The sequence below is a fragment of the Acinetobacter lanii genome (assembly GCF_011578285.1).
GTDB lineage: Bacteria > Pseudomonadota > Gammaproteobacteria > Pseudomonadales > Moraxellaceae > Acinetobacter > Acinetobacter lanii.
This window is the reverse complement of the sequence record NZ_CP049916.1, coordinates 885,487-907,822: the sequence shown is the minus strand read 5'-3', so window position 1 is coordinate 907,822 and position 22,336 is coordinate 885,487. Positions and strand designations below refer to the sequence as shown.

The following is a 22,336-nucleotide window of genomic DNA, read 5'->3' as shown; positions in this document are numbered from 1 at the left end:
TCCTCATTTCGCCGAAACAAAAGTAACATACGAGCTTCTTAAATTAATAAGTCCCAACAGTAAGACTCCGTTGTGACTTTAAGATCTTTTAAGTAAAAAATTAACCTAGCGCTTTTTCAGCCGCTTCAACCGTTTGACGAATCAAAGTGGTAATGGTCATTGGACCTACACCACCCGGTACAGGTGTATACGCGGATGCAATCTCTTCAATACCTTGTAATTGAATATCACCGACACCGCCACCCTCACGTGGATGGAAGCCTGCATCAACCACCACTGCACCCGGCTTAATCCAATCTTTTTGAATGAGCTCCGCCTTACCTACAGCACCGACAATAATATCGGCTTGGTTCACAAAGCTTGCTAAGTCTTGGGTACGTGAATGGCAAATGGTCACGGTTGCATTGGCTTCGAGCAACATTGCAGCCATCGGTTTACCTAAAATTGCAGAACGGCCCACCACCACAGCATGTTTAGCTGCAATTTCAATGTTATTTTCTTTTAGAATCGTCATGATGCCGGCAGGTGTCGCAGAACCATAAGCAGCCTCACCCATCGCCATACGACCATAACCCAAGCAAGTTACCCCATCCACATCTTTTGCAAGTGAAATTGCATCAAAACATGCGCGCTCATCAATCTGCGCAGGAACTGGATGTTGTAAAAGAATACCGTGAACATCTGGATTAGCATTGAGTTTTTCAATTTCAGCCAATAATTGTTCTGTTGTGGTTTCAGTTGGAAGTTCAACTTTCAATGAATCCATACCGACACGTCGGCAAGCGTTCCCTTTCATACGTACATAAGTCGCAGATGCACCATCGTCACCCACTAAAATAGTCGCCAAAATTGGGGTACGACCTGTTTTCTCTTTCAACGCTTCTACGCGAGTCAACAAGTCAGCTTCAATTTGCTTCGCCAATGCACGACCATCTAAAACTAATGCCACGGCACTTCTCCAAGTGATGATATGAATCAATTTTGCACATAATACATGATTATTTTCATTATTTTTCGCTATATGCCGTTTTTATGCACATATACACCACATGGAGTATTGTTTTTTTTTCAGAGCTTGATAATATACGCATCAACAAGACATGGCGGGGTGGCAGAGTGGTCATGCAGCGGACTGCAACTCCGTGTACGCCGGTTCGATTCCGACCTCCGCCTCCATCTTGTTAAAATGCCCGAGTGGTGAAATCGGTAGACACAGGGGATTTAAAATCCCCCGCCCACAAAGCGTGCCAGTTCGAGTCTGGCCTCGGGCACCATTATTCTCTTACAGAATAATGGTGCAATAAAATTTCCAGCCTAGCGCTGGTTTTTTTATGTCTAAAACTTAAGAATTCATATATATTACAATTACATTTTTCGCTTTACCCCTCCCATGATTCGCAATCAAAAATCTGAGCAGTTTCTGCAACAGCTTCATGAACTTTATCCAAGTGCATTTAAAGGCAACTTTTTGTTCTATGGTCAAATTAAAACTCAAGGCATCTTAGATGAGCTTAAAGAACTTATTCCTTGGGCGTTGGCACTAATGATCTTCGGTTCACTGTCCTATGCTTTTGGAGAAATGATCTATCGCTCTTTTGCTGAAATTCACTACTTTAAAGCTTTCTCCTTATCCGCTTTAGGGATCATGCTGTTTTTAATGCTGATCTGCCCAATCATTATTAAACAGATTAAGCACAGTAGCACCTCGCTCTATAACCAACTGCAACACACACCACTGAAGCTTACTGCACTGATCGTGCTTCAAAGTTTAAATATCGCCTTTGCTGAAAGCTGGCTACTGATGGTGCTTTTTTTCTTAGCCACACTGAGCTTTGGCTTTGTGAAGTTCTACAAAGAGAATATGTTTCGCCCCACCACCACAGCAGTGCAATATCACGAATTACAGCAAGTACGTCGAATCTGCTTTTGGACCTACAAGCAGGTACTGAGACTTAATTTCAAACTCTTAATCAATAAAAAAGACACTGAACACTATCAAACCTTAGTCAAACAAAAGAAACAGTTTGTGGATTTGCACATCGAACTGATTAATCTTGAGAATAAATTGTGTATGACCTATAAACATGTTGATCTTGAACACTATCTTGATAGCATTATGTAATACCCTTTCAAGCCATCCTTTACAGAATATTTATTAAATTTTGCACACAAGCGCATGATTTGATTGAAAACAAAGCAATTAGTTAGAAATGCTCTTGCCAACTGTTATTTCGTCCTCTATTATTGCGCTCATGCCCGAGTGGTGAAATCGGTAGACACAGGGGATTTAAAATCCCCCGCCCACAAAGCGTGCCAGTTCGAGTCTGGCCTCGGGCACCATTCTTCTCTTACAGAATAATGGTGCAATAAAATCTCCAGCCTAGCGCTGGTTTTTTTATGTCTAAAATTTAGATATGATCCATTAAAATAGAAAGTCTTAATTTTCCATAACAATAAAATTGGTGCTCTCAGCATGTCCAGTACTATTCAATCTCTTATTTTTGACCCAACTCATGGTGATCTACGTATCAATGATATTTTCATTCCACTTCATACAAATTTCCCCGAGTTCAAAGAAAAATTATTAAGCGCTGGCATTCTGTTCAAAGATCAAGGCAATTCATTACATCTAAATTGTTATGAAAACTTTATAAATCCCAAAAAATACTTAAAAGTTATTCCCAAAAAAAAGTTAGGTGATCGATATCAGATTTTAGAAAACAATCACAAGATTCAATTGGTTCAAATATTGGAATTAGATTTAGAGATGCATTTAAACTTTAACTCTAGTGGTAAATTGGCTGGCCTTTTTATTGAGATCAGAGACAGGAATGAAGATTATTCATCTTGGGAAACTTATGATATTGATAAATGCTATAAAACCCATCTAGATTGGCTCAATGAAAAAATTAAACTTTCCAAAAGAATGGATGGTACTGTGAATTTAGCTTGGCTAACAGGCTATCTTATTCGCGATAAAAGTGAAAATATTTATTGGAGCTTAAAAGTCAGACAAAAAAATAGAGAGTGATTTACCACTCTCTATTTGATACCAATTCTTCCATCTCAATTTCGAGATAGCCTTCGTCTTGTACCACCATCATCATGGCTTCAGCAATATAATCCGCGGCCGTATCATCCAAAGATGATTCCAGGTCTTCAAACTGCGGCTTCATTTCATTAATTTCAATTACTGTTTCACCTGCGAAACGGTAAATATCATCATCAGATTTGGCTTTTGCTACCTTTTTGGCAAACTGCTCAATGAGTTGCTTCACTTCAGCAACTAGAATATCTGGATAATATTCATCATCAAACATTGGGAGGAGTAAATCGTTAAACATATTAAAGCTCAAATTTTAGCATTAACAAAAACCGAGTTTATATACCACAAACGATACAATTCACCTAATATTAAAAACAAATTAATTGATTTACCCAACCAAAAGTATATTTAAAATATTATTTTTCATCGTAAAAACGTTTACAACTAAAGTCTAAATTATCTCGCCAAAAATGTGAACTGTATCAAATAAATCTAATCCTTACCTAAGATCAAGCATTTTGCATTGCTGACCAGACCTTAATCGCATCAACCATCGCTTTAACATCATGCGCTCTCACCATACAGGCACCCTGCTGAATACTCAGCATATGCCCCATCACAGAGCCTACAGCACGTTGCTGCGCATCTACACCACCAAGGGCTTCACCAATAAAGCGCTTACGGGAAAGAGCCGATAAAATTGGATAACCCAAACTGTTTAACTTATGAAATTCATTCAGTAGTTTTAAATTTTGCTGTGCATTTTTGGCAAAACCAAAACCTGGGTCAATCACAATGTTTTCAGGCTTGACTCCTGCCTTTAAAGCATCATCGATGCTTTGCTTGAGTTCAGCCATCACATCTTCAGTTACATCCTTGTATTGATCCAAAGCATTCATTGTGGTGGGCTCACCCCGCATATGCATAATCATAACCGGTATATTCAACTCAGCCGCTGTTGCTAAGGCGTGAGGTCGTGTAAGCGCACGCACATCATTCCAAATATGCGCCCCTGCTTGCACGGCAGCTTTGATCACTTCAGGCTCTGAGGTATCAATAGAGATCACCACATCATGTTGTGCTAAAGCCTCTACCACAGGAACTACACGGCGAATCTCTTCTTCTACAGCCACAGGCGAAGCACCCGGTCGTGTAGACTCCCCTCCAATATCAATGACTGTTGCACCATCTCCAATCATTTCTAAGGCAAATGCGACCGCTTGATTCACCTCATTGTGCTGCCCACCATCACTAAACGAATCTGGCGTGACATTTAAAATCCCCATCACATGCGGTTGAGATAAATCCAGACTGAGTTTTCCACATTGCAAAGTTCGTTGTGGCAAGGGCATGAGTTGCATGTCAAATTTCCTTACTGTTCTATCGCTTTATTCTAGCAAGAGATATTTTCAAGCTGTCATTTGTTTTATGCAGAATGTTTGCAAGATAAAAAAAAGAGCCTCCACAGAGACTCTTTTTATTAATTTACAATCTTAAACTTTCGGCAAAGATGGTAACGGCGGTGGTGTTGTCGCACTGTCCGCGGGTGTTACATCAAGCACAGGATTCTCTGCAACATACACCTTCGGTGGATTTGGCTCACGACCTTCCATAATGTCACGGATTTGCTCACGATCAATGGTTTCCCATTCCATCAAAGCTTTCACCATGGCATGTGCGATATCTTTGTTATTTTCCAAGATATCACGCGCAACTTTATACTGCTCATCCAAAATGCGGCGCACTTCACGATCGATCTCAAGTTGAGTCGTTTCTGAAATGGTACGGCTACCAATATTGCCCATAAAGGATTGCTGAGAATCATCTTCATAGACCATCACACCCATCTTTTCAGACATACCGTACTTGGTCACCATTGCACGTGCCATTTTGGTTGCACGTTCAAAGTCATTCGAAGCACCGGTTGACATTTGATTGATGAAGACTTCTTCCGCAATACGACCACCAAACAAAATCGAAAGTTCATTCAACATTTTGTCTTTATAATGGCTAATCGCATCTTGCTCAGGCAATTGCCAAGTCACACCCAATGCCCAACCACGCGGCATAATCGTTACTTTATGCACAGGGTCTGTACCCGGTAGCATTTCAGCCACAATCGCATGACCTGCTTCATGATAAGCCGTAGCACGACGCTCTTCTTCACGAAGCACCATCGATTTACGCTCAGGCCCCATAAACAATTTGTCTTTGGCATCTTCAAAGTCGTGCATATCAACCGTATTTTTATTACGGCGAGCAGCAAACAAAGCAGCTTCGTTAATCAAGTTTGCCAATTGCGCACCCGAGAAGCCCGGTGTACCACGTGCAAGCACACCAACATCGACACCTGTTACAGAAGGCAATTTTTTCAAATGCACATTTAAGATCTGTTCACGACCTTTGATGTCAGGTAAACCCACCATCACTTGACGGTCAAAACGACCCGGACGAAGTAAGGCTTTATCCAATACGTCTGCACGGTTGGTGGCAGCAATCACGATAATGCCTTCATTGCCTTCGAAACCATCCATCTCAACCAACATTTGGTTCAGTGTTTGCTCACGCTCATCATGACCACCACCGGTACCCGAACCACGGTGACGACCCACTGCATCAATCTCATCAATAAAGATGATACATGGCGCATGGCGTTTGGCTTGTTCAAACATATCACGGACACGAGAGGCACCCACACCCACGAACATTTCAACAAAGTCAGAGCCTGAAATGCTAAAGAATGGAACTTTCGCTTCACCCGCAATCGCTTTCGCAAGTAAGGTTTTACCCGTACCTGGAGGACCCACCATCAGCACACCACGCGGAATGCTTGCACCTAAGCGTTTAAATTTAGTTGGGTCTTTTAAGAAATCAACGATTTCAACCACTTCTTGTTTTGCTTCGTCACAGCCTGCAACATCACCAAAGGTAATTTTGATTTGGTCTTCAGAGAGCATCTTGGCTTTTGACTTACCAAAGCTCATTGGGCCGTTTTTACCCCCGGCACCACCACCCATGTTGCGCATGAAGAACATGAATAACAGAATGATTAACAGTACAGGGAAACTTGCAATTAGAAGTTGCATCAACAAACCTTGACGTTGCGGTGCAGTACCTTCAACAACAACGTTATGTTTGATGAGATTTGGCATCAATTCAGGGTCTTGAACTGCTGGGCGAATGCTTTCAAAAGGAGAACCATTTGTTTTTTCGCCACTTATTCTTTCGCCGTCAATGATGACTTGCTTAATTTGACCAGCATTCACCGATGCAATAAATTCTGAATAATTTAATGCAGCAGGCTTATCTCGGTCACTAATGTTGCTGAAGATTAAGATCAGCACACCTAGTATCACAAGCCACAAAACGGCATTTTTGAAGAGATCGCTCAAAGCTTTATTCCCATATCAATCTAATTTGATCATGCCCACAGTTGGGTGACCGTTAACAAAAAGCATGTAAATCGGTTCGCACTAACAAAATGTGCAAATAGTACAAAATGCACATTTTTTGACGACTTGGCAAGTGGTCTTTACTGCGAATTCTTTTTACGGCCCTGTCCAATTAAAAAAACTTCTTTAGAACGCGCACGAGAAGCAGCAGGTTTCGCTGTTTTCAATACGGTAAAACTGTCCACCACTTGCTTACGAAATTCATCAAAACCTGTGCCTTGGAAAACTTTTACCACAAATTGACCTTTAGGGCCCAAAACTTTGTTGGCGAAGTCGAGTGCAAGTTCACAAAGATAAATCTGACGCGGTTGATCAACAGCCTTATTACCTGATGTATTGGGGGCCATATCTGAAATTACAACGTCTACGGCACGTCCATCTAAAATATTTAACAATTTTTCGAAGACTTCTTCTTCACGGAAGTCGCCTTGTAAGAAGGTTACATCGGGTAATGCATCCATTGGTAAAATGTCGGATGCAATCACGATGCCTTTTGAACCCACCAATTTACCTGCGATTTGTGACCAACTGCCTGGTGCAGCACCCAAGTCAACCACCACCATGCCCGGCTTGATGAGCTTATATTTTTCTTGCATTTCTAAGAGTTTATAAGCTGCTCGAGCGCGATAGCCTTCCTTCTGTGCTTTTTTTACAAAAGGATCATCTAAGTGTTCTCTCATCCACTCACGGCTACTTTTAGATAACTTTTGATTGGTAATGCGCGTCGCCATAACTTCTATAAATACATATCAACATATAACTTCTGATTGTACGTCAAATTTCGATACTGTGCAGTAATCATCTGTATCTAAATCAGCATCAGTATGCTTGTTTTTTTGAATGATATTAATCGATTAATTTATGCAATCAACGTATTTAGCTATGATTGTATTTGTCGATTTAACAATCAAATCGATATCGCGCTTTTTTCTAAAAAATCCGCTGAATAAATCTTTGTTACAGGTTTCAGAATTTACAGCGTTTAAACCTACAAATTTGCTATACTAAGTCGTTTTTAAAATTAGGTTATCTTTATGGCGGCTTTATCTATTCAGGAACGCAAACGTCTGCGTCAAATCGGACATGCACTTAACCCAGTGGTGATGTTGGGTGGTCAAGGTTTGACTGAAAATGTCATTGAAGAAACAAACCGTGCTTTAAACGATCACGAATTGATTAAAGTGAAAATCGTGGCTGAAGATCGTGAAGCGCGTGCTGCGTTAATTGACGAAATTGCACAAGCGACTGAAGCGCAAATCGTACAAACCATTGGTAAAATTGTTTTGCTTTATAAAAAAGCACCGAAACAAAATCAAAAATTATCTAACTTGGTTCGTCACGCGCATTTATCTAACTAATTGATCTAGAGCTCTCGCTGCATGGCAAGTTATGAATTAAATGCTTTTGATCGCTTCTTCGATGTATCACTCGTGGCAGCGGTTGAGCAAATCAGTCCTTACACCTTAAATGTAGGTTACTGGCTACGTGACTCCAATCAATTGATTGAGTTCCCTCCTATGGTTGCAGGACATCCGCGTCAGGATTTCCTTTGGGAAGAAACCTGCTTTGAGATTTTCATTGGGGTAAAAGGCGAAGATTATTATCGTGAGATTAATCTGTCCCCTTCTGAAGCTTGGCAAGCCTATCAATTTGAAGAATATCGCTATCCAGAAGATATGCCGCCACAAGCTGCATATGATATTGATTTAAATCAGTTGAAAAAAACCCATTATGGTTTAAGCGTAAGTGTGGATCTCACTGAGTTCATGTTGAGCAACAAACTCAAATGGGCTGATCTGTTTATGGGTCTGACTGCAGTATTCAAAACCAGTAAAGGCACTCACTATTATGCAATGCAGCATAGTAGTCCCAATGCAGACTTCCACAATAAACGTGATTGGCTGCATGTCTTCTAATTAATTGCTCGATTCCTTGAGAATTCAGATTAATTGGATTTAAATAAAAAAGTGAGGCATTTGACCTCACTTTTTTATGTCTAGCATTTGGCTTATAAAGCTTAAATCAGCGATCCAATCGTTCATAACTATTTTTTAACTACTGTTTAGTTGACACCTTATGCCACGCTTCTAATGTATGTTCTTTAGAGCGTTTAAAAGTATCGGTCAATTGATCTTTATGTTTTAAAGAAATCTGACTAACATCTTGTTTTAACGCTTTACCCAGTTTGCTTAAATCTTCCACTACGGTATTGAGTTCTGCCTTAATAAAGTCTTTCAGTTCGATCAGATCTTTCTGAGACAAATTGACCTGACTTTTAATCACATCAAGTCGGCTGAACAATTCTTGCTTAAAACTTGCCAATTGAGATTGAACAGTCTCATTTAAGCCTTCGGCTTCAGCCGTGATTTTGTCTTGGGTTTGTGTGACCACGTCCACTGCTTCAGTCTTGGCTACTTTGGCGATTTTTTCTAACTTTTCCGTACCCTCTTTTAGGCTGTTGGTGACATTTTGTTTGAGCGTTGAAGCTGTTTCAGTTTTTGCTTCTAGGGTTTTCTCTTTAGCCGTCATGATCTTATCCTCTTTTGGGTCATTAGGAATCAGATTAATCGAGCTTGATAAAACTTAACTTTTGAATTGTTAAACAATTCTTAAATTCTTACACTTTTTATTCCTGTACAAAAAGCAGACTTTTAGTCAAAACACAAGCCATATATCTTACTTATTCACGACAAATACAATGGACTTCATAGCACTTCCTCCGTATAATGCCGTGTTAAGTTCAAGCGAGCAGACAAGGGAGGGTAGGTTTAAAAATAGCCTTCCTTTTTTTTCGTCTTCTCGCTTTTTTACAGCCTAAATTTCAGGAGCTTTGGTTTGAGCACCCCAGCAATTTTAGCCCTTGCCGACGGAACTATCTTTAAAGGTATTTCGATTGGCGCATCGGGTAGTACGACTGGTGAAGTCGTTTTTAACACTGCCATGACTGGCTATCAAGAAATTTTGACTGACCCAAGTTACGCACAACAATTAGTTACCCTGACTTACCCACATATTGGTAATACAGGATGCAATGAAGAAGATGCAGAATCAGGTCGCATTCATAAAGTATGGGCAAACGGTTTAGTTATCCGTGATTTGCCTTTATTACACAGTAACTTCCGCGCAACTCAGTCTTTAAGTGAATACTTGGTTGAGCATAATGTTGTTGCGATTGCTGATATCGATACTCGACGATTAACACGTATTTTGCGTGATAAAGGTGCGCAAAACGGTTGCATCCTTGCTGGCGAAAATATTACAGAAGAACAAGCTTTAGAAAAAGCACGTGCATTTGGCGGTTTAAATGGTTTAGACCTTGCTAAAGAATGCTGTGATCCGACCGGCTTTGAATGGACTGAAGGCTCTTGGACGCTTGGCCAAGGCTTTAAACAACCTGAACTTAAATTCCATGTTGTTGCATACGATTACGGTGTCAAAACCAACATCCTACGTATGCTCGCAGACCGCGGTTGTAAATTGACTGTCGTGCCTGCGCAAACTCCTGCTGCTGATGTACTTGCGTTGAATCCAGATGGCGTGTTCTTATCGAACGGTCCTGGCGATCCAGCTGCATGTGACTACGCAATTGAAGCTGTAAAAACGATCGTAGAAGACGCTCGCAATGTACCTGTCTTTGGTATTTGCTTGGGTCACCAAATTCTTGCACTTGCATCAGGTGCAAAAACAGTAAAAATGCCTCACGGCCACCACGGTGCCAACCATCCTGTTCAAAACATAGAAACAGGTACGGTGATGATTACTTCGCAAAACCACGGCTTCGCGGTAGATTTCGACACTTTGCCTGCAAACCTAAAAGCAACGCACAAATCTTTGTTCGACCAAACCCTGCAAGGGATTCATCGTACAGACAAACCTGCGTTCAGCTTCCAAGGTCACCCTGAAGCAAGCCCTGGTCCACATGACTGCGCACCATTGTTCGATCATTTTATCGAACTTATTGAAGCATCTAAGAAGTAATTAAGGAGCAATCATGGCTAAACGTACAGACATTAAAAGCATCTTAATTATTGGTGCGGGACCAATCGTGATTGGTCAAGCGTGTGAGTTCGATTACTCAGGCGCACAAGCATGTAAAGCACTTCGTGAAGAAGGTTACCGAGTTATTCTTGTTAACTCTAACCCTGCAACGATTATGACTGACCCAACCATGGCAGATGCAACGTATATCGAACCGATTACGTGGCAAACGGTTGCAGCCATTATCGAGAAAGAACGCCCAGACGCGGTTCTTCCAACCATGGGTGGTCAAACGGCATTGAACTGTGCCCTTGCACTTGATGCCAACGGTATTTTAGAAAAATACAATGTTGAATTGATTGGTGCGACCAAAGAAGCGATTGAAAAAGCTGAAGATCGTAAATTGTTCGACCAAGCGATGCGTAAAATCGGTCTTGAATGTCCGAAAGCTGACATTGCCGAGTCAATGGAAGAAGCTTTAGCGATTCAAGCACGTTTCGGCTTCCCTGTGATTATCCGCCCTTCATTTACGATGGGTGGTTCAGGCGGCGGTATTGCATACAATAAAGAAGAGTTCATTGAAATCTGTGAACGCGGTTTCGATCTGTCTCCGACCAAACAATTATTGATCGATGAATCTTTAATTGGTTGGAAAGAGTACGAAATGGAAGTTGTTCGTGACAAAAACGACAACTGTATCATTGTATGTACCATTGAAAACTTCGATCCAATGGGCGTGCACACAGGTGACTCAATCACAGTTGCCCCTGCGCAAACGCTTACAGATAAAGAATTCCAACTTTTACGTAATGCATCTTTAGCGGTACTACGTGAAATTGGTGTTGAAACAGGCGGTTCTAACGTTCAGTTTGGTATTTGCCCGAAAACTGGTCGTATGGTTGTGATCGAGATGAACCCGCGTGTGTCTCGTTCTTCTGCCCTAGCGTCTAAAGCAACGGGTTTCCCAATTGCGAAAATCGCGGCGAAATTGGCAGTTGGTTATACGCTTGATGAATTGAAAAATGACATCACTGGTGGTACAACGCCTGCATCGTTTGAACCAGCAATTGACTATGTTGTAACGAAAATTCCTCGTTTCAACTTCGAGAAATTCCCACAAGCAGATGCAACTTTAACCACGCAGATGAAATCTGTGGGTGAAGTGATGGCGATTGGTCGTAACTTCCAAGAGTCTATGCAAAAAGCCCTTCGTGGTCTTGAAGTCGGTGCTTCAGGTTTCGATGAAAAAATCGAATTGGGTGCTGATGGCGCGAAAGACAAGATTCTTCAAGAACTTAAAGTGCCAGGTCCTGAGCGTATTTGGTACATAGGCGATGCGTTTCGTCATGGCTTCACGCTAGACGAAGTCTTTGCTGCAACCAACATCGACCGTTGGTTCTTGATCCAAATCGAAGACATCATTAAAACTGAAAATCAAATCAAAACTTTAGGTTTTGGTGATTTAAATGCGGATAACATCCGTGCATTTAAACGTAAAGGTTTGTCAGATCTTCGTATTGCCGGCTTGATGGGCATTTCACAAAAACAATTCCGTAAACACCGTTGGAACTTGGGCGTAACGCCAGTTTACAAACGTGTCGATACCTGTGCGGCTGAGTTCGAATCAGATACTGCTTACATGTACTCAACTTACGATGAAGAATGTGAAGCAAATCCGTCAACGCGTGACAAGATCATGGTGATCGGTGGTGGTCCTAACCGTATTGGTCAAGGGATCGAGTTCGATTACTGCTGTGTACACGCTGCCCTTGCAATGCGTGAAGACGGTTATGAAACCATCATGGTGAACTGTAACCCTGAAACAGTTTCTACAGATTACGACACTTCTGATCGTTTGTACTTCGAACCAATTACACTTGAAGATGTACTTGAAATCGTACGTATCGAGAAGCCTAAAGGTATTATCGTGCAGTATGGTGGTCAAACACCTTTGAAATTGGCTCGTGCTTTGGAAGAAGCGGGTGCACCAATCATTGGTACATCACCTGATGCGATTGACCGTGCAGAAGACCGTGAACGTTTCCAACAAATGATTCAACGTCTGCAACTTCGTCAACCCAACAACAGCATCGTAAAATCTGCTGAAGAAGGTATGGCTGAAGCGTCTAAAGTGGGTTACCCACTTGTGGTACGTCCTTCGTATGTACTGGGTGGTCGTGCGATGGAAATCGTATACAACGATGACGAACTCAAACGCTACTTACGTGATGCAGTTCAAGCATCAAATGAAGCGCCAGTACTTCTTGATCACTTCCTCGATGATGCGATTGAAGTGGATGTAGACTGCGTATCCGACGGTAAAGACGTTGTGATCGGCGGGATCATGCAGCACATCGAACAAGCAGGTATTCACTCAGGTGACTCAGCATGTTCGATTCCGCCTTACTCTTTATCTAAAGATGTTCAGGACGAAATGCGTCGTCAAACTGTTGCAATGGCGAAAGAACTTGGCGTAATTGGTTTGATGAACGTACAGTTTGCTGTTAAAGGCGATGACGTATACATTCTTGAAGTGAACCCACGTGCATCTCGTACAGTGCCATTCGTTTCTAAATGTATCGGTGAGTCTTTAGCGAAAGTGGCTGCACGTTGTATGGCGGGTCAATCTCTTGAATCTCAAGGATTCACCAAAGAGATTATTCCGACTTACTTCTCTGTGAAAGAAGCGGTGTTCCCATTCAACAAATTCCCTGGTGTTGATCCAATTCTTGGCCCTGAAATGAAATCTACGGGCGAAGTGATGGGTGTCGGTAAAACATTTGGTGAAGCGTTCTATAAAGCTGTGTTAGGCTCAAATGATCGTTTACCAGGTCTACCTACGACAGGTGAAGTGAAACACGCTTTCTTGTCTGTACGTCACTCGGATAAACCTCGTGCAGTCAGCATTGCGAAACAATTGACTGATCTTGGCTTCAAAGTGATCGCGACTGGTGGTACCTATGACGTGATCAAACAAGCGGGTATTGAGTGCGAACGTGTAAATAAAGTCACTGAAGGTCGTCCAAATATCGTTGACCGCTTGAAAAATGGCGAAGTTCACCTCATTATCAATACAACTGAGGGCAAACAGGCGCAAGAAGATTCGTTCTCGATTCGCCGTTCTGCGCTTCAAGGCAAAGTGTATTACACCACCACCTTGAACGGTGCAGAAGCTGTATGCCAAGCTTTAGCGATTAAATTACCAATGGATGTATACCGCTTGCAAGATTTGCAAACTGTAGGTTAATACGTTTCCGATAAGACCCGTCACCTTATCGGTGGCGGGCTTTTTTTATTTTTAAACTCCGTATTTTTTATAAATACCAACCTATGAGGGACAACAATGCAACGTTATCCTATGACTCCTGAAGGCAAACTTGCCTTGGAAAAAGAATTACAACAGCTTAAATCTGTTGATCGTCCACGTATTATCGCTGCGATTGCGGAAGCGCGTGAGCATGGGGATTTGAAAGAAAACGCGGAATATCATGCGGCTCGTGAGCAACAAGGTTTCTGTGAAGGTCGTATTCAAGATATCGAAGGTAAGCTTGGTGCGGTTCAAGAGATTGATGTGAAAACCCTTGAGCAAAACGGTCGTGTGGTTTTTGGTGTGACTGTAACCATTGAAAACCTTGATACTGAAGAGCAAAAGAAATATAAAATCGTAGGCGATGACGAAGCAGACTTTAAGATCAACAAGATCTCTGTGAACTCTCCAATCGCACGTGGTCTTTTGGGTAAAAATGAAGGCGACGAAGTAAAAATCAATACACCAAATGGTGAAGTTGAATACGAAATTGTGAAAGTTGAATATATCTAATATTAAGATAGATTCACTTGAAGAGCCCCTCTATTGAGGGGTTTTTTTTGTTTTTGGAATCCCTCACCCCAACCCTCTCCCCGAGGGAGAGGGAGTGCCACCTCATTCATTTGATACGCATGATTCCCTCTCCTTTTAGGAGAGGGCTAGGGAGAGGTAACTTTTAAAAACACCCTCACCCCTTGCGAAGCAGTGCTTCATCTCCCATGGGGAGAGGGAGCATTCATTGCAAGGTAAAAGGACGCGATATTCCCTCTCCTGAGCGAGTTTTAAAGCACTGCTTTAAAATGAAGTGCAAGTGAGGGTTAGGGGGAGGTTATTTTGAGATCCCCCCAAGCCCCTCTTTTCCAAAGAGGTGCTTAACTACGCTATAATTCCCTCACATCAACCATATCATTTCCCCATGTCTGAAAAGCTCATCAATTCCCCTGTCAATCATTGGTGTGAATTCGAATTTATTTCCAAAACGGTCAAAAATCCAAACATTCATATCAAGGGCAATTACAGCTATTACTCAGCCTATTGGGATCAAGGTTTTGAGCGTTGTGTAGTCCGTTATTTACATGACAAAGCTTCTACGCCTGAAAAGCCCATTGATCAGCTTTATATCGGCAATTTCGTCTGTTTTGGCGCTGAATGCGTCATCATGATGGGCGGAAATCAACTGCATCGCACCGATTGGATTTCAGCATTTCCTTTTGATACTCGCAGTTTTGTGCCTGCGGGTGATACTGTGATTGGTGATGGTTGTTGGATTGGCTCACGTACCATGATTATGCAAGGTGTGAAGCTTGGCGAAGGTGCAGTGGTGGCAACAGGTGCAGTCGTGACCAAAGACGTACCACCTTATGCTATTGTAGGCGGTGTGCCTGCAAAAATTATTAAGTACCGCTTTGCTGAAGAAGATATCGAAAAACTGCTTTCACTTAAACTGTATGACTTAGATGAAAAGCAGTTTTTAAAGATGCGTGAACAGTTACAAACAGATGATGTCGAGCAATTAAAAACTTTTATAGATAGTTCTTCTTTACAAAATAAGTAATCGTTAAATATTTCAACATTTTATCCTTATTGATTTACTCAGTTTTATTTCACTTATAATCACGCTACTATCAAATAAGAACAGTAAATCAGCATCAATGAGATTAAAATTTTAGAGATAGAACAAGGAGAAAAGATCATGGCTTATCAAAACATTCTCGTCCCCGTAGACGGTTCAGAACTTGCTCTCAACGTCATTCAACATGCGGTTGAACTCGCAAAAGCATTTAACAGCAAAGTGACAGTGGTTCAGGTCATGACACTAGACCCATACATCGCATCTGAGTACCTCAGTCAAGGTCAAACCAATGAAATGATTGAGCGCGCTCGTGAATTTATTCAAAGCAATATAGACCATGCCAAAGCACAATTTGAAGCGCATGGCATACAAGTAGAAACCCAATTACTTGAAGGTGAAAATATTCCCCGTACCCTTTGCAAAGCTGTAGATGAATTAAACATCGATTTAATTGTACTCAGCTCACACGGTCGCAGTGGCTTTAAAAAACTGTTGATGGGAAGCGTTGCACAAAGCCTCATCACTGAATCAAAAGTACCTGTATTTGTGGTGAAACAACACTCTTAAAACAATTTATGATCAAGTTTTTACAATCATCTAAAAACTTCATCAGTTTCATAGCTGATGAGGTTTTTACACATCCCCCATCCAACCAAAACTGTGAAAACTCACCCGTCCGTTATTAAACACAATTCCCTCTGCCAAGAGTCGTGCTTGCTGTTCGTTATAGCCATTTTCATCCAAGCGACTTAGACTAATTCGACCTTGTGAATTAATCACCCGATGCCACGGTATTTCACTATTACTGTCCATTTGACTTAAAACTCGCCCCACCAACCGTGCATGTCGTGGTAATCCTGCCAAAGCGGCTACTTGTCCATAACTGGCGACTTTGCCATGAGGAATGGTGGCGACCACCGCCATAATCATCTCAGCCAATTCTTGCGTGGCTGACTTTGATTGTTGAATGATAGATGGGTGCATAGATTGACCTAAAACCTGATTTGGACTGTATTGTTGCAAATGTCATTTAGCCTGCGCTCACTTAATCTAAAATAGAACCACAATAAAAATTAAAACACAGGACAAAATAATCATATGGCTATCTTGGAACAACAACTGTTGATTTAACCTTATTTAAACTTCTTAAAGAAATATCAATAAAGGTCTAAGATCCTTCGAACCTGTATTAATTGGATAAATCAAAGCCGAATTTGAAATTTCAAATTCAGCTTTTTTTTGGCCTAATTCGACGCATAAAAAAGAGAACCCTAGGGTTCTCTTTTTTAACATTCAGATCAGATTAATAAATAATCTGATTATTCTTCAACAGCTCAGCCAAGGTTGTATCCACGTTATTGAATACGATCAATTCTGTGCTGCTGAACTTACCATCTTTCCCATCTCGGTCAATCGACAACACGGTGTGTTTACCACTGTCCCCTGTAAGATACGATACCGATAAGAACTCAGTCACATTGCCTGCATTCACATCTTTTAGATTCAACAATTCCGACACGTCAATGGTGTCTTTCACGCTATCATCCGCACTGACTTTAAAATCGGTCCATTCATCGATTTTCGTCACCTTATTACCACCTGTTGGATCATTCGCCACCAACAAGTTGTATAACGCTTTGTCATAGATCGAATGATCCAGTGTCACATTATCAAAGCCAGCTTTGATAATATAGGCTTTACTGTCAACCGTGAACGTGAACGGGTCTGACCATGGTGATTGGATTTCATTGGCAGTACCATCTTGGTAAATATAGCTGAATTCAAATGAATGTTTACCTTCACTCAATGGTTCATCCATTTGGAATTGGTAGTCATCTTGATTGGTAATATCTACTTCTTTGTAGTAACTACCATCTGTACTACGAATCAGCACTTTGCTGGTCATTTTACCTGTCGACAACATCCATGTTGGCGTGTTGTCATTGGTAATCCAACCATTTTGGACCAAAGTGGTTCCAGCTGCGCCCTCTCCTTGTGCATCCGCCATTAACGCCTGTGGCTTCTGTACAGTGTTATCGAACTGGTAGCCATAGTTGTAGTTACCCGCTAGGTCACTGAAGGATTCATCTGCGATCACCACACTATACGCACCGACATAACCTGCAGGTAGTTTCATGGTCACCATGTAGTGGTCACCTTCATACGCTGTAGACCACGTCACATCTTTTAAGACATTGCCTTTGGCATCAAGCACATGAATACTGTTGCTGGTATCCGTCACGCCATTTTGACCGTAGAAACGAATACTGTCATGATCAATCAGTTTGAAGGGGTTATTTGGTCCTGTACCCAGTGCAAATTTACCCCCTTCTAGATTGAAGCTATCGGTATCCGATAAGAAGCGGTCATTTACACTTTCAGCCAAGTAGTTAATGACAAGGTCTTCACTCCATGGTCCAGCATTACCTGCACTATCAGTTTGACGATAGATGAGGCGATAGGACACGTCCATCAATTGTGGAATTTCAAAGCTCCATTTCCCATCGGCATCAACAACTACAGTGCCCAGCAGGTTATCACCCACTTTTTCCCCATTAATCATGTCGTAACCATCATAGATGGATACAATTGCGCCTGGTTCACCTCGACCGATCATCGTTGGGGTTGAATCGTTGGTGTAGTAGCTTGTTTCACCTTTGGAATCGGTGCTGCTGTACTGAGGTTTTAGGATGCTGTCGTTATATGCACCTAGTTCACTTGCATTCGCGACATCATCGAATAAAGCATCTAAAATCAATGCTGGTGGTGGTGTGGTATCTCGAACGTCTACAGCGTCTGAACTGTTACCTGCCTTATCTGTTGCAACCACTTGTACTGTGTCACCATTAGTCACTGGTGTTTTCAAGATAACGCTGTATGTACCATTGGCATCTGCTACTGATGAACCCAAGATATTATCTTCGGCATCTTTTACATAAACCGTCGCACCTGATTCGGTTTGACCAATCACTTGGGTTCCTGCACTGTTGATATCCGCTTGTGTCACCTCAGGTGCAATGGTATCCACAATAAAGTCGAGGACTGGTGATTGAGCACTTTCAATACCATCGTCTGTTTGAGTTGCAGTGAAGTTATGAGGCCCATCACGCAATGCATCTGTTGGTGTGATTTTCCACGTTCCATCAGCATCAGCTTGGGTCGATCCAATTGCTTGGCCATTTGCATAAAGTGTGATGATTGCACCTGGGATGGCACCTTGACCTGTGAAATCAGGTCGATCGTCATTGGTCAGGCCTTTTTGGGCAATATTTCCAACGAATGCATCGACATCATCATACGCTTGAGGAGCCTCAAGCAATGCTTCAGTCATAAAGTGCACGGTTAAAGATGTGGTATCGGATGCATTGTTCGCAGGATCGACTGCGTAGGCTGTAATCACATCACCATTTACAACGCCAGGGTTCGGGATTGACCAAGTACCATCCGCTTTGGTTTGTGTGGTCATGGTTGCACCATTATTAATGGTGATGACCACTGTAGTACCTAAATCCGATTCACCCGTAATAAATTCATCACCTTTCACCACGTCATCAATTTCTGGCACATTCGGTGCTGTGCCATCAACAGTCGCTGTTGCTTCTGGGCCAACGTTACCGACTGGATCGGTAGCCACGGCTTTGACGATGTCGCCATCTTTTAAGCCTGGGTTCGCCACAGTCCAATTGCCATCCGCATCCACTTCTGCAGTCGCTGTGGTCTTACCATCTGCATAAGTCACGGTGACTGTTGAGCCTGCTTCACCTGTACCGGTGATTGGATCATTGGCATTGATTGGATCAATGTTGGTTGTTGGGCCAACGCCATCCACAATTTCACTTGCTTCTGGTGAAACGTTGCCTGCTGCATCGGTGATGATCGCTTTCACTTCGTCACCATCTTTTAGACCCGCAGGGGTTGCCACTTTCCAAGTGCCATCTGCCTCAATGATTGCGTTCACTGGGCTTGAATTTGGGAAGCTGACAGTCACGGTGTTACCCGCTTCTTTTGGATCGGCTGTACCGGTGATTTCAGCCAAGTTCGGACCGATTGGATCGATCTCTGGTGCAGTTGGTGCTGTGCCATCCACAGTCGCTGTTGCTTCTGGGCCAACGTTACCGACTGGATCGGTAGCCACGGCTTTGACGATGTCGCCATCTTTTAAGCCTGGGTTCGCTACAGTCCAATTGCCATCCGCATCCACTTCTGCAGTCGCTGTGGTCTTACCATCTGGATAAGTCACGGTGACTGTTGAGCCTGCTTCACCTGTACCGGTGATTGGGTCATTGGCATTGATTGGATCAATGTTGGTTGTTGGGCCAACGCCATCCACAATTTCACTTGCTTCTGGTGAGACGTTGCCTGCTGCATCGGTGATGATCGCTTTAACTTCGTCACCATCTTTTAAGCCCGCAGGGGTTGTAACTTTCCAATTGCCCGCTGCATCAATGCTTGCTGTTGCAGTCGTGCCATCTGGGAAGCTCACAGTGACGGTGTTACCCGCTTCTTTTGGATCGGCTGTACCGGTGATGTACTCTAAGTTCGGACCGATTGGATCGATCTTTGGTGCAGTTGGTGCTGTGCCATCAACAGTTGCTGTCGCTTCTGGTCCAACGTTACCCACTGGATCAGTACCGATCGCTTTGACTTCATCACCATCGTTAAGACCTGGGTTTGCTACGCTCCATGTGCCATCTTCAGCCACTGGCGTAGTCACTTTGTCCCCATTTGGATAGGTCACTTCAACCGTTGAACCTTTTTCACCTGTACCGGTGATTGGGTCATTGGCATTGATTGGATCAATCGTCGTTGTTGGGCCCACGCCATCCACAATTTCACTTGCTTCTGGTGAGACGTTGCCTGCTGCATCGGTGATGATCGCTTTAACTTCGTCACCATCTTTTAAGCCCGCAGGGGTTGCCACTTTCCAAGTGCCATCTGCCTCAATGATTGCGTTCACTGGGCTTGAATTTGGGAAGCTGACAGTCACGGTGTTACCCGCTTCTTTTGGATCGGCTGTACCAGTGATGTACTCTAAGTTCGGACCGATTGGATCGATGTCTGGTGCAGTTGGTGCTGTGCCATCCACAGTCGCTGTTGCTTCTGGGCCAACGTTACCGACTGGATCAGTAGCCACGGCTTTGACGATGTCGCCATCTTTTAAGCCTGGGTTCGCTACAGTCCAGTTGCCATCCGCATCCACTTCTGCAGTCGCTGTGGTCTTACCATCTGGATAAGTCACGGTGACTGTTGAGCCTGCTTCACCTGTACCGGTGATTGGATCATTGGCATTGATTGGATCAATGTTGGTTGTTGGGCCAACGCCATCCACAATTTCACTTGCTTCTGGTGAAACGTTGCCTGCTGCATCGGTGATGATCGCTTTCACTTCGTCACCATCTTTTAGACCCGCAGGGGTGGCCACTTTCCAATTGCCCGCTGCATCAATGCTTGCTGTTGCAGTCGTGCCATCTGGGAAGCTTACCGTTACGGTGTTACCCGCTTCTTTTGGATCGGCTGTACCAGTGATGTACTCTAAGTTCGGTCCGATTGGATCGATGTCTGGTGCAGTTGGTGCTGTGCCATCAACCGTCGCTGTCGCTTCTGGTCCAACGTTACCCACTGGATCAGTACCGATCGCTTTGACTTCATCACCATCGTTAAGACCTGGGTTCGCCACAGTCCAGTTGCCATCCGCATCCACTTGCGTGGTCACGCTGGTGCCATTTGGATAGGTCACTTCAACCGTTGAACCTTTTTCACCTGTACCGGTGATTGGATCATTGGCATTGATTGGATCAATCGTCGTTGTTGGGCCCACGCCATCCACAATTTCACTTGCTTCTGGTGAAACGTTGCCTGCTGCATCGGTGATGATCGCTTTAACTTCGTCACCATCTTTTAGACCCGCAGGGGTTGCCACTTTCCAAGTGCCATCTGCCTCAATGATTGCGGTCACTGGGCTTGAATTTGGGAAGCTGACAGTCACGGTGTTACCCGCTTCTTTTGGATCGGCTGTACCGGTGATTTCAGCCAAGTTCGGACCGATTGGATCGATGTCTGGTGCAGTTGGTGCTGTGCCATCCACAGTCGCTGTTGCTTCTGGGCCAACGTTACCGACTGGATCAGTAGCCACGGCTTTGACGATGTCGCCATCTTTTAAGCCTGGGTTCGCTACAGTCCAGTTGCCATCCGCATCCACTTCTGCAGTCGCTGTGGTCTTACCATCTGGATAAGTCACGGTGACTGTTGAACCTTTTTCACCTGTACCCGTGATTGGGTCATTGGCATTGATTGGATCAATCGTCGTTGTTGGGCCCACGCCATCCACAATTTCACTTGCTTCTGGTGAGACGTTGCCTGCTGCATCGGTGATGATCGCTTTCACTTCGTCACCATCTTTTAAGCCCGCAGGGGTTGTAACTTTCCAACTGCCATCTGCATCAATGCTTGCTGTTGCAGTCGTGCCATCTGGGAAGCTCACAGTGACGGTGTTACCCGCTTCTTTTGGATCGGCTGTACCGGTGATTTCAGCCAAGTTCGGTCCGATTGGATCGATGTCTGGTGCAGTTGGTGCTGTGCCATCGACAGTCGCTGTCGCTTCTGGGCCAACGTTACCGACTGGATCAGTAGCCACGGCTTTCACGATGTCGCCATCTTTTAAGCCTGGGTTCGCTACAGTCCAGTTGCCATCCGCATCCACTTGCGTGGTCACGCTGGTGCCATTTGGATAGGTCACTTCAACCGTTGAACCTTTTTCACCTGTACCGGTGATTGGGTCATTGGCATTGATTGGATCAATCGTCGTTGTTGGGCCCACGCCATCCACAATTTCACTTGCTTCTGGTGAAACGTTGCCTGCTGCATCGGTGATGATCGCTTTAACTTCGTCACCATCTTTTAGACCCGCAGGGGTTGCCACTTTCCAAGTGCCATCTGCCTCAATGATTGCGGTCACTGGGCTTGAATTTGGGAAGCTCACA

The 22,336-nt window shown here is 43.3% G+C and carries 17 protein-coding genes and 3 tRNA genes; 12 read left to right on the top strand and 8 right to left on the bottom strand.

What is annotated here, in order from left to right; translation table 11 throughout:
* Nucleotides 1–100: 100 nt before the first annotated feature.
* Nucleotides 101–949: a bifunctional methylenetetrahydrofolate dehydrogenase/methenyltetrahydrofolate cyclohydrolase FolD gene (gene folD, locus G8D99_RS04195; protein WP_166322913.1), complete on the bottom strand. Its 849-nt coding sequence runs from the start codon at nucleotides 947–949 to the stop codon at nucleotides 101–103.
* A gap of 153 nt (nucleotides 950–1,102) precedes the next feature.
* Here folD and G8D99_RS04190 point away from each other — a divergent pair.
* From G8D99_RS04190 to G8D99_RS04170, 5 genes are all read left to right on the top strand, one after another.
* A tRNA-Cys gene (locus tag G8D99_RS04190) sits at nucleotides 1,103–1,176 on the top strand.
* A 12-nt stretch (nucleotides 1,177–1,188) separates the two neighbouring features.
* Nucleotides 1,189–1,274 (top strand) — tRNA-Leu (locus G8D99_RS04185).
* Nucleotides 1,275–1,390: 116 nt separating this feature from the next.
* Complete coding sequence (locus tag G8D99_RS04180) at nucleotides 1,391–2,122, top strand: hypothetical protein (RefSeq protein ID WP_166322911.1); 732 nt, start codon at nucleotides 1,391–1,393, stop codon at nucleotides 2,120–2,122.
* A 132-nt stretch (nucleotides 2,123–2,254) separates the two neighbouring features.
* A tRNA-Leu gene (locus G8D99_RS04175) sits at nucleotides 2,255–2,340 on the top strand.
* Nucleotides 2,341–2,473: 133 nt separating this feature from the next.
* Entirely contained in the window at nucleotides 2,474–3,031 is a 558-nt protein-coding gene (locus G8D99_RS04170; protein ID WP_166322909.1) for a hypothetical protein, read from the top strand.
* A 1-nt stretch (nucleotide 3,032) separates the two neighbouring features.
* On the opposite strand, the gene G8D99_RS04165 is transcribed toward G8D99_RS04170, so the two are convergent.
* From G8D99_RS04165 to rlmE, 4 genes are all read right to left on the bottom strand, one after another.
* On the bottom strand, nucleotides 3,033–3,344 hold the full coding sequence (locus tag G8D99_RS04165) for a DUF5713 family protein (RefSeq protein ID WP_166322907.1): 312 nt from the start codon (nucleotides 3,342–3,344) through the stop codon (nucleotides 3,033–3,035).
* Nucleotides 3,345–3,555: 211 nt separating this feature from the next.
* Nucleotides 3,556–4,407 carry a dihydropteroate synthase gene (gene folP, locus G8D99_RS04160; RefSeq protein ID WP_227554353.1) on the bottom strand — a complete coding sequence of 284 codons (852 nt, stop codon included), beginning with the start codon at nucleotides 4,405–4,407 and terminating at the stop codon, nucleotides 3,556–3,558.
* Nucleotides 4,408–4,539: 132 nt separating this feature from the next.
* Nucleotides 4,540–6,438: an ATP-dependent zinc metalloprotease FtsH gene (ftsH, locus tag G8D99_RS04155; RefSeq protein WP_166322905.1), complete on the bottom strand. Its 1,899-nt coding sequence runs from the start codon at nucleotides 6,436–6,438 to the stop codon at nucleotides 4,540–4,542.
* A gap of 140 nt (nucleotides 6,439–6,578) precedes the next feature.
* A complete protein-coding gene (gene rlmE, locus G8D99_RS04150; protein ID WP_166322903.1) occupies nucleotides 6,579–7,229 on the bottom strand; it encodes a 23S rRNA (uridine(2552)-2'-O)-methyltransferase RlmE in 651 nt (216 codons plus the stop codon).
* 303 nt (nucleotides 7,230–7,532) lie between these two features.
* Here rlmE and yhbY point away from each other — a divergent pair, with 303 nt between their 5' ends.
* Together yhbY and G8D99_RS04140 are read left to right on the top strand one after the other, a co-directional pair.
* Nucleotides 7,533–7,856, top strand: a complete 324-nt coding sequence (yhbY, locus tag G8D99_RS04145) for a ribosome assembly RNA-binding protein YhbY (RefSeq protein ID WP_166322901.1) — start codon at nucleotides 7,533–7,535, stop codon at nucleotides 7,854–7,856.
* Between the two features lie 21 nt (nucleotides 7,857–7,877).
* On the top strand, nucleotides 7,878–8,414 hold the full coding sequence (locus G8D99_RS04140) for a DOMON-like domain-containing protein (protein ID WP_166322899.1): 537 nt from the start codon (nucleotides 7,878–7,880) through the stop codon (nucleotides 8,412–8,414).
* A 139-nt stretch (nucleotides 8,415–8,553) separates the two neighbouring features.
* Here G8D99_RS04140 and G8D99_RS04135 read toward each other — a convergent pair whose 3' ends face one another.
* Entirely contained in the window at nucleotides 8,554–9,027 is a 474-nt protein-coding gene (locus G8D99_RS04135; protein WP_166322897.1) for a hypothetical protein, read from the bottom strand.
* 306 nt (nucleotides 9,028–9,333) lie between these two features.
* On the opposite strand from G8D99_RS04135, the gene carA reads away from it, so the two are divergent.
* From carA to G8D99_RS04110, 5 genes are all read left to right on the top strand, one after another.
* Nucleotides 9,334–10,476: a glutamine-hydrolyzing carbamoyl-phosphate synthase small subunit gene (gene carA / locus G8D99_RS04130; RefSeq protein WP_166322895.1), complete on the top strand. Its 1,143-nt coding sequence runs from the start codon at nucleotides 9,334–9,336 to the stop codon at nucleotides 10,474–10,476.
* 13 nt (nucleotides 10,477–10,489) lie between these two features.
* Nucleotides 10,490–13,723 carry a carbamoyl-phosphate synthase large subunit gene (gene carB / locus G8D99_RS04125; RefSeq protein ID WP_166322893.1) on the top strand — a complete coding sequence of 1,078 codons (3,234 nt, stop codon included), beginning with the start codon at nucleotides 10,490–10,492 and terminating at the stop codon, nucleotides 13,721–13,723.
* Nucleotides 13,724–13,819: 96 nt separating this feature from the next.
* Nucleotides 13,820–14,296: a transcription elongation factor GreA gene (gene greA, locus G8D99_RS04120; RefSeq protein ID WP_166322891.1), complete on the top strand. Its 477-nt coding sequence runs from the start codon at nucleotides 13,820–13,822 to the stop codon at nucleotides 14,294–14,296.
* A gap of 403 nt (nucleotides 14,297–14,699) precedes the next feature.
* The gene (locus G8D99_RS04115; RefSeq protein WP_166322889.1) at nucleotides 14,700–15,338 is read left to right on the top strand and encodes a CatB-related O-acetyltransferase; all 639 of its coding nucleotides are present in this window, start codon (nucleotides 14,700–14,702) and stop codon (nucleotides 15,336–15,338) included.
* Nucleotides 15,339–15,476: 138 nt separating this feature from the next.
* Nucleotides 15,477–15,923 (top strand): universal stress protein, encoded by a 447-nt coding sequence (locus G8D99_RS04110; RefSeq protein WP_166322887.1) that lies wholly within the window; start codon nucleotides 15,477–15,479, stop codon nucleotides 15,921–15,923.
* A 66-nt stretch (nucleotides 15,924–15,989) separates the two neighbouring features.
* Here the strand turns inward: G8D99_RS04110 and G8D99_RS04105 are convergent, their stop codons facing one another.
* Both G8D99_RS04105 and G8D99_RS04100 read right to left on the bottom strand, forming a co-directional pair.
* Entirely contained in the window at nucleotides 15,990–16,340 is a 351-nt protein-coding gene (locus G8D99_RS04105; RefSeq protein WP_227554352.1) for an MGMT family protein, read from the bottom strand.
* Nucleotides 16,341–16,659: 319 nt separating this feature from the next.
* A complete protein-coding gene (locus G8D99_RS04100) occupies nucleotides 16,660–22,335 on the bottom strand; it encodes an Ig-like domain-containing protein (RefSeq protein ID WP_166322885.1) in 5,676 nt (1,891 codons plus the stop codon).
* Nucleotide 22,336: the final 1 nt, after the last annotated feature.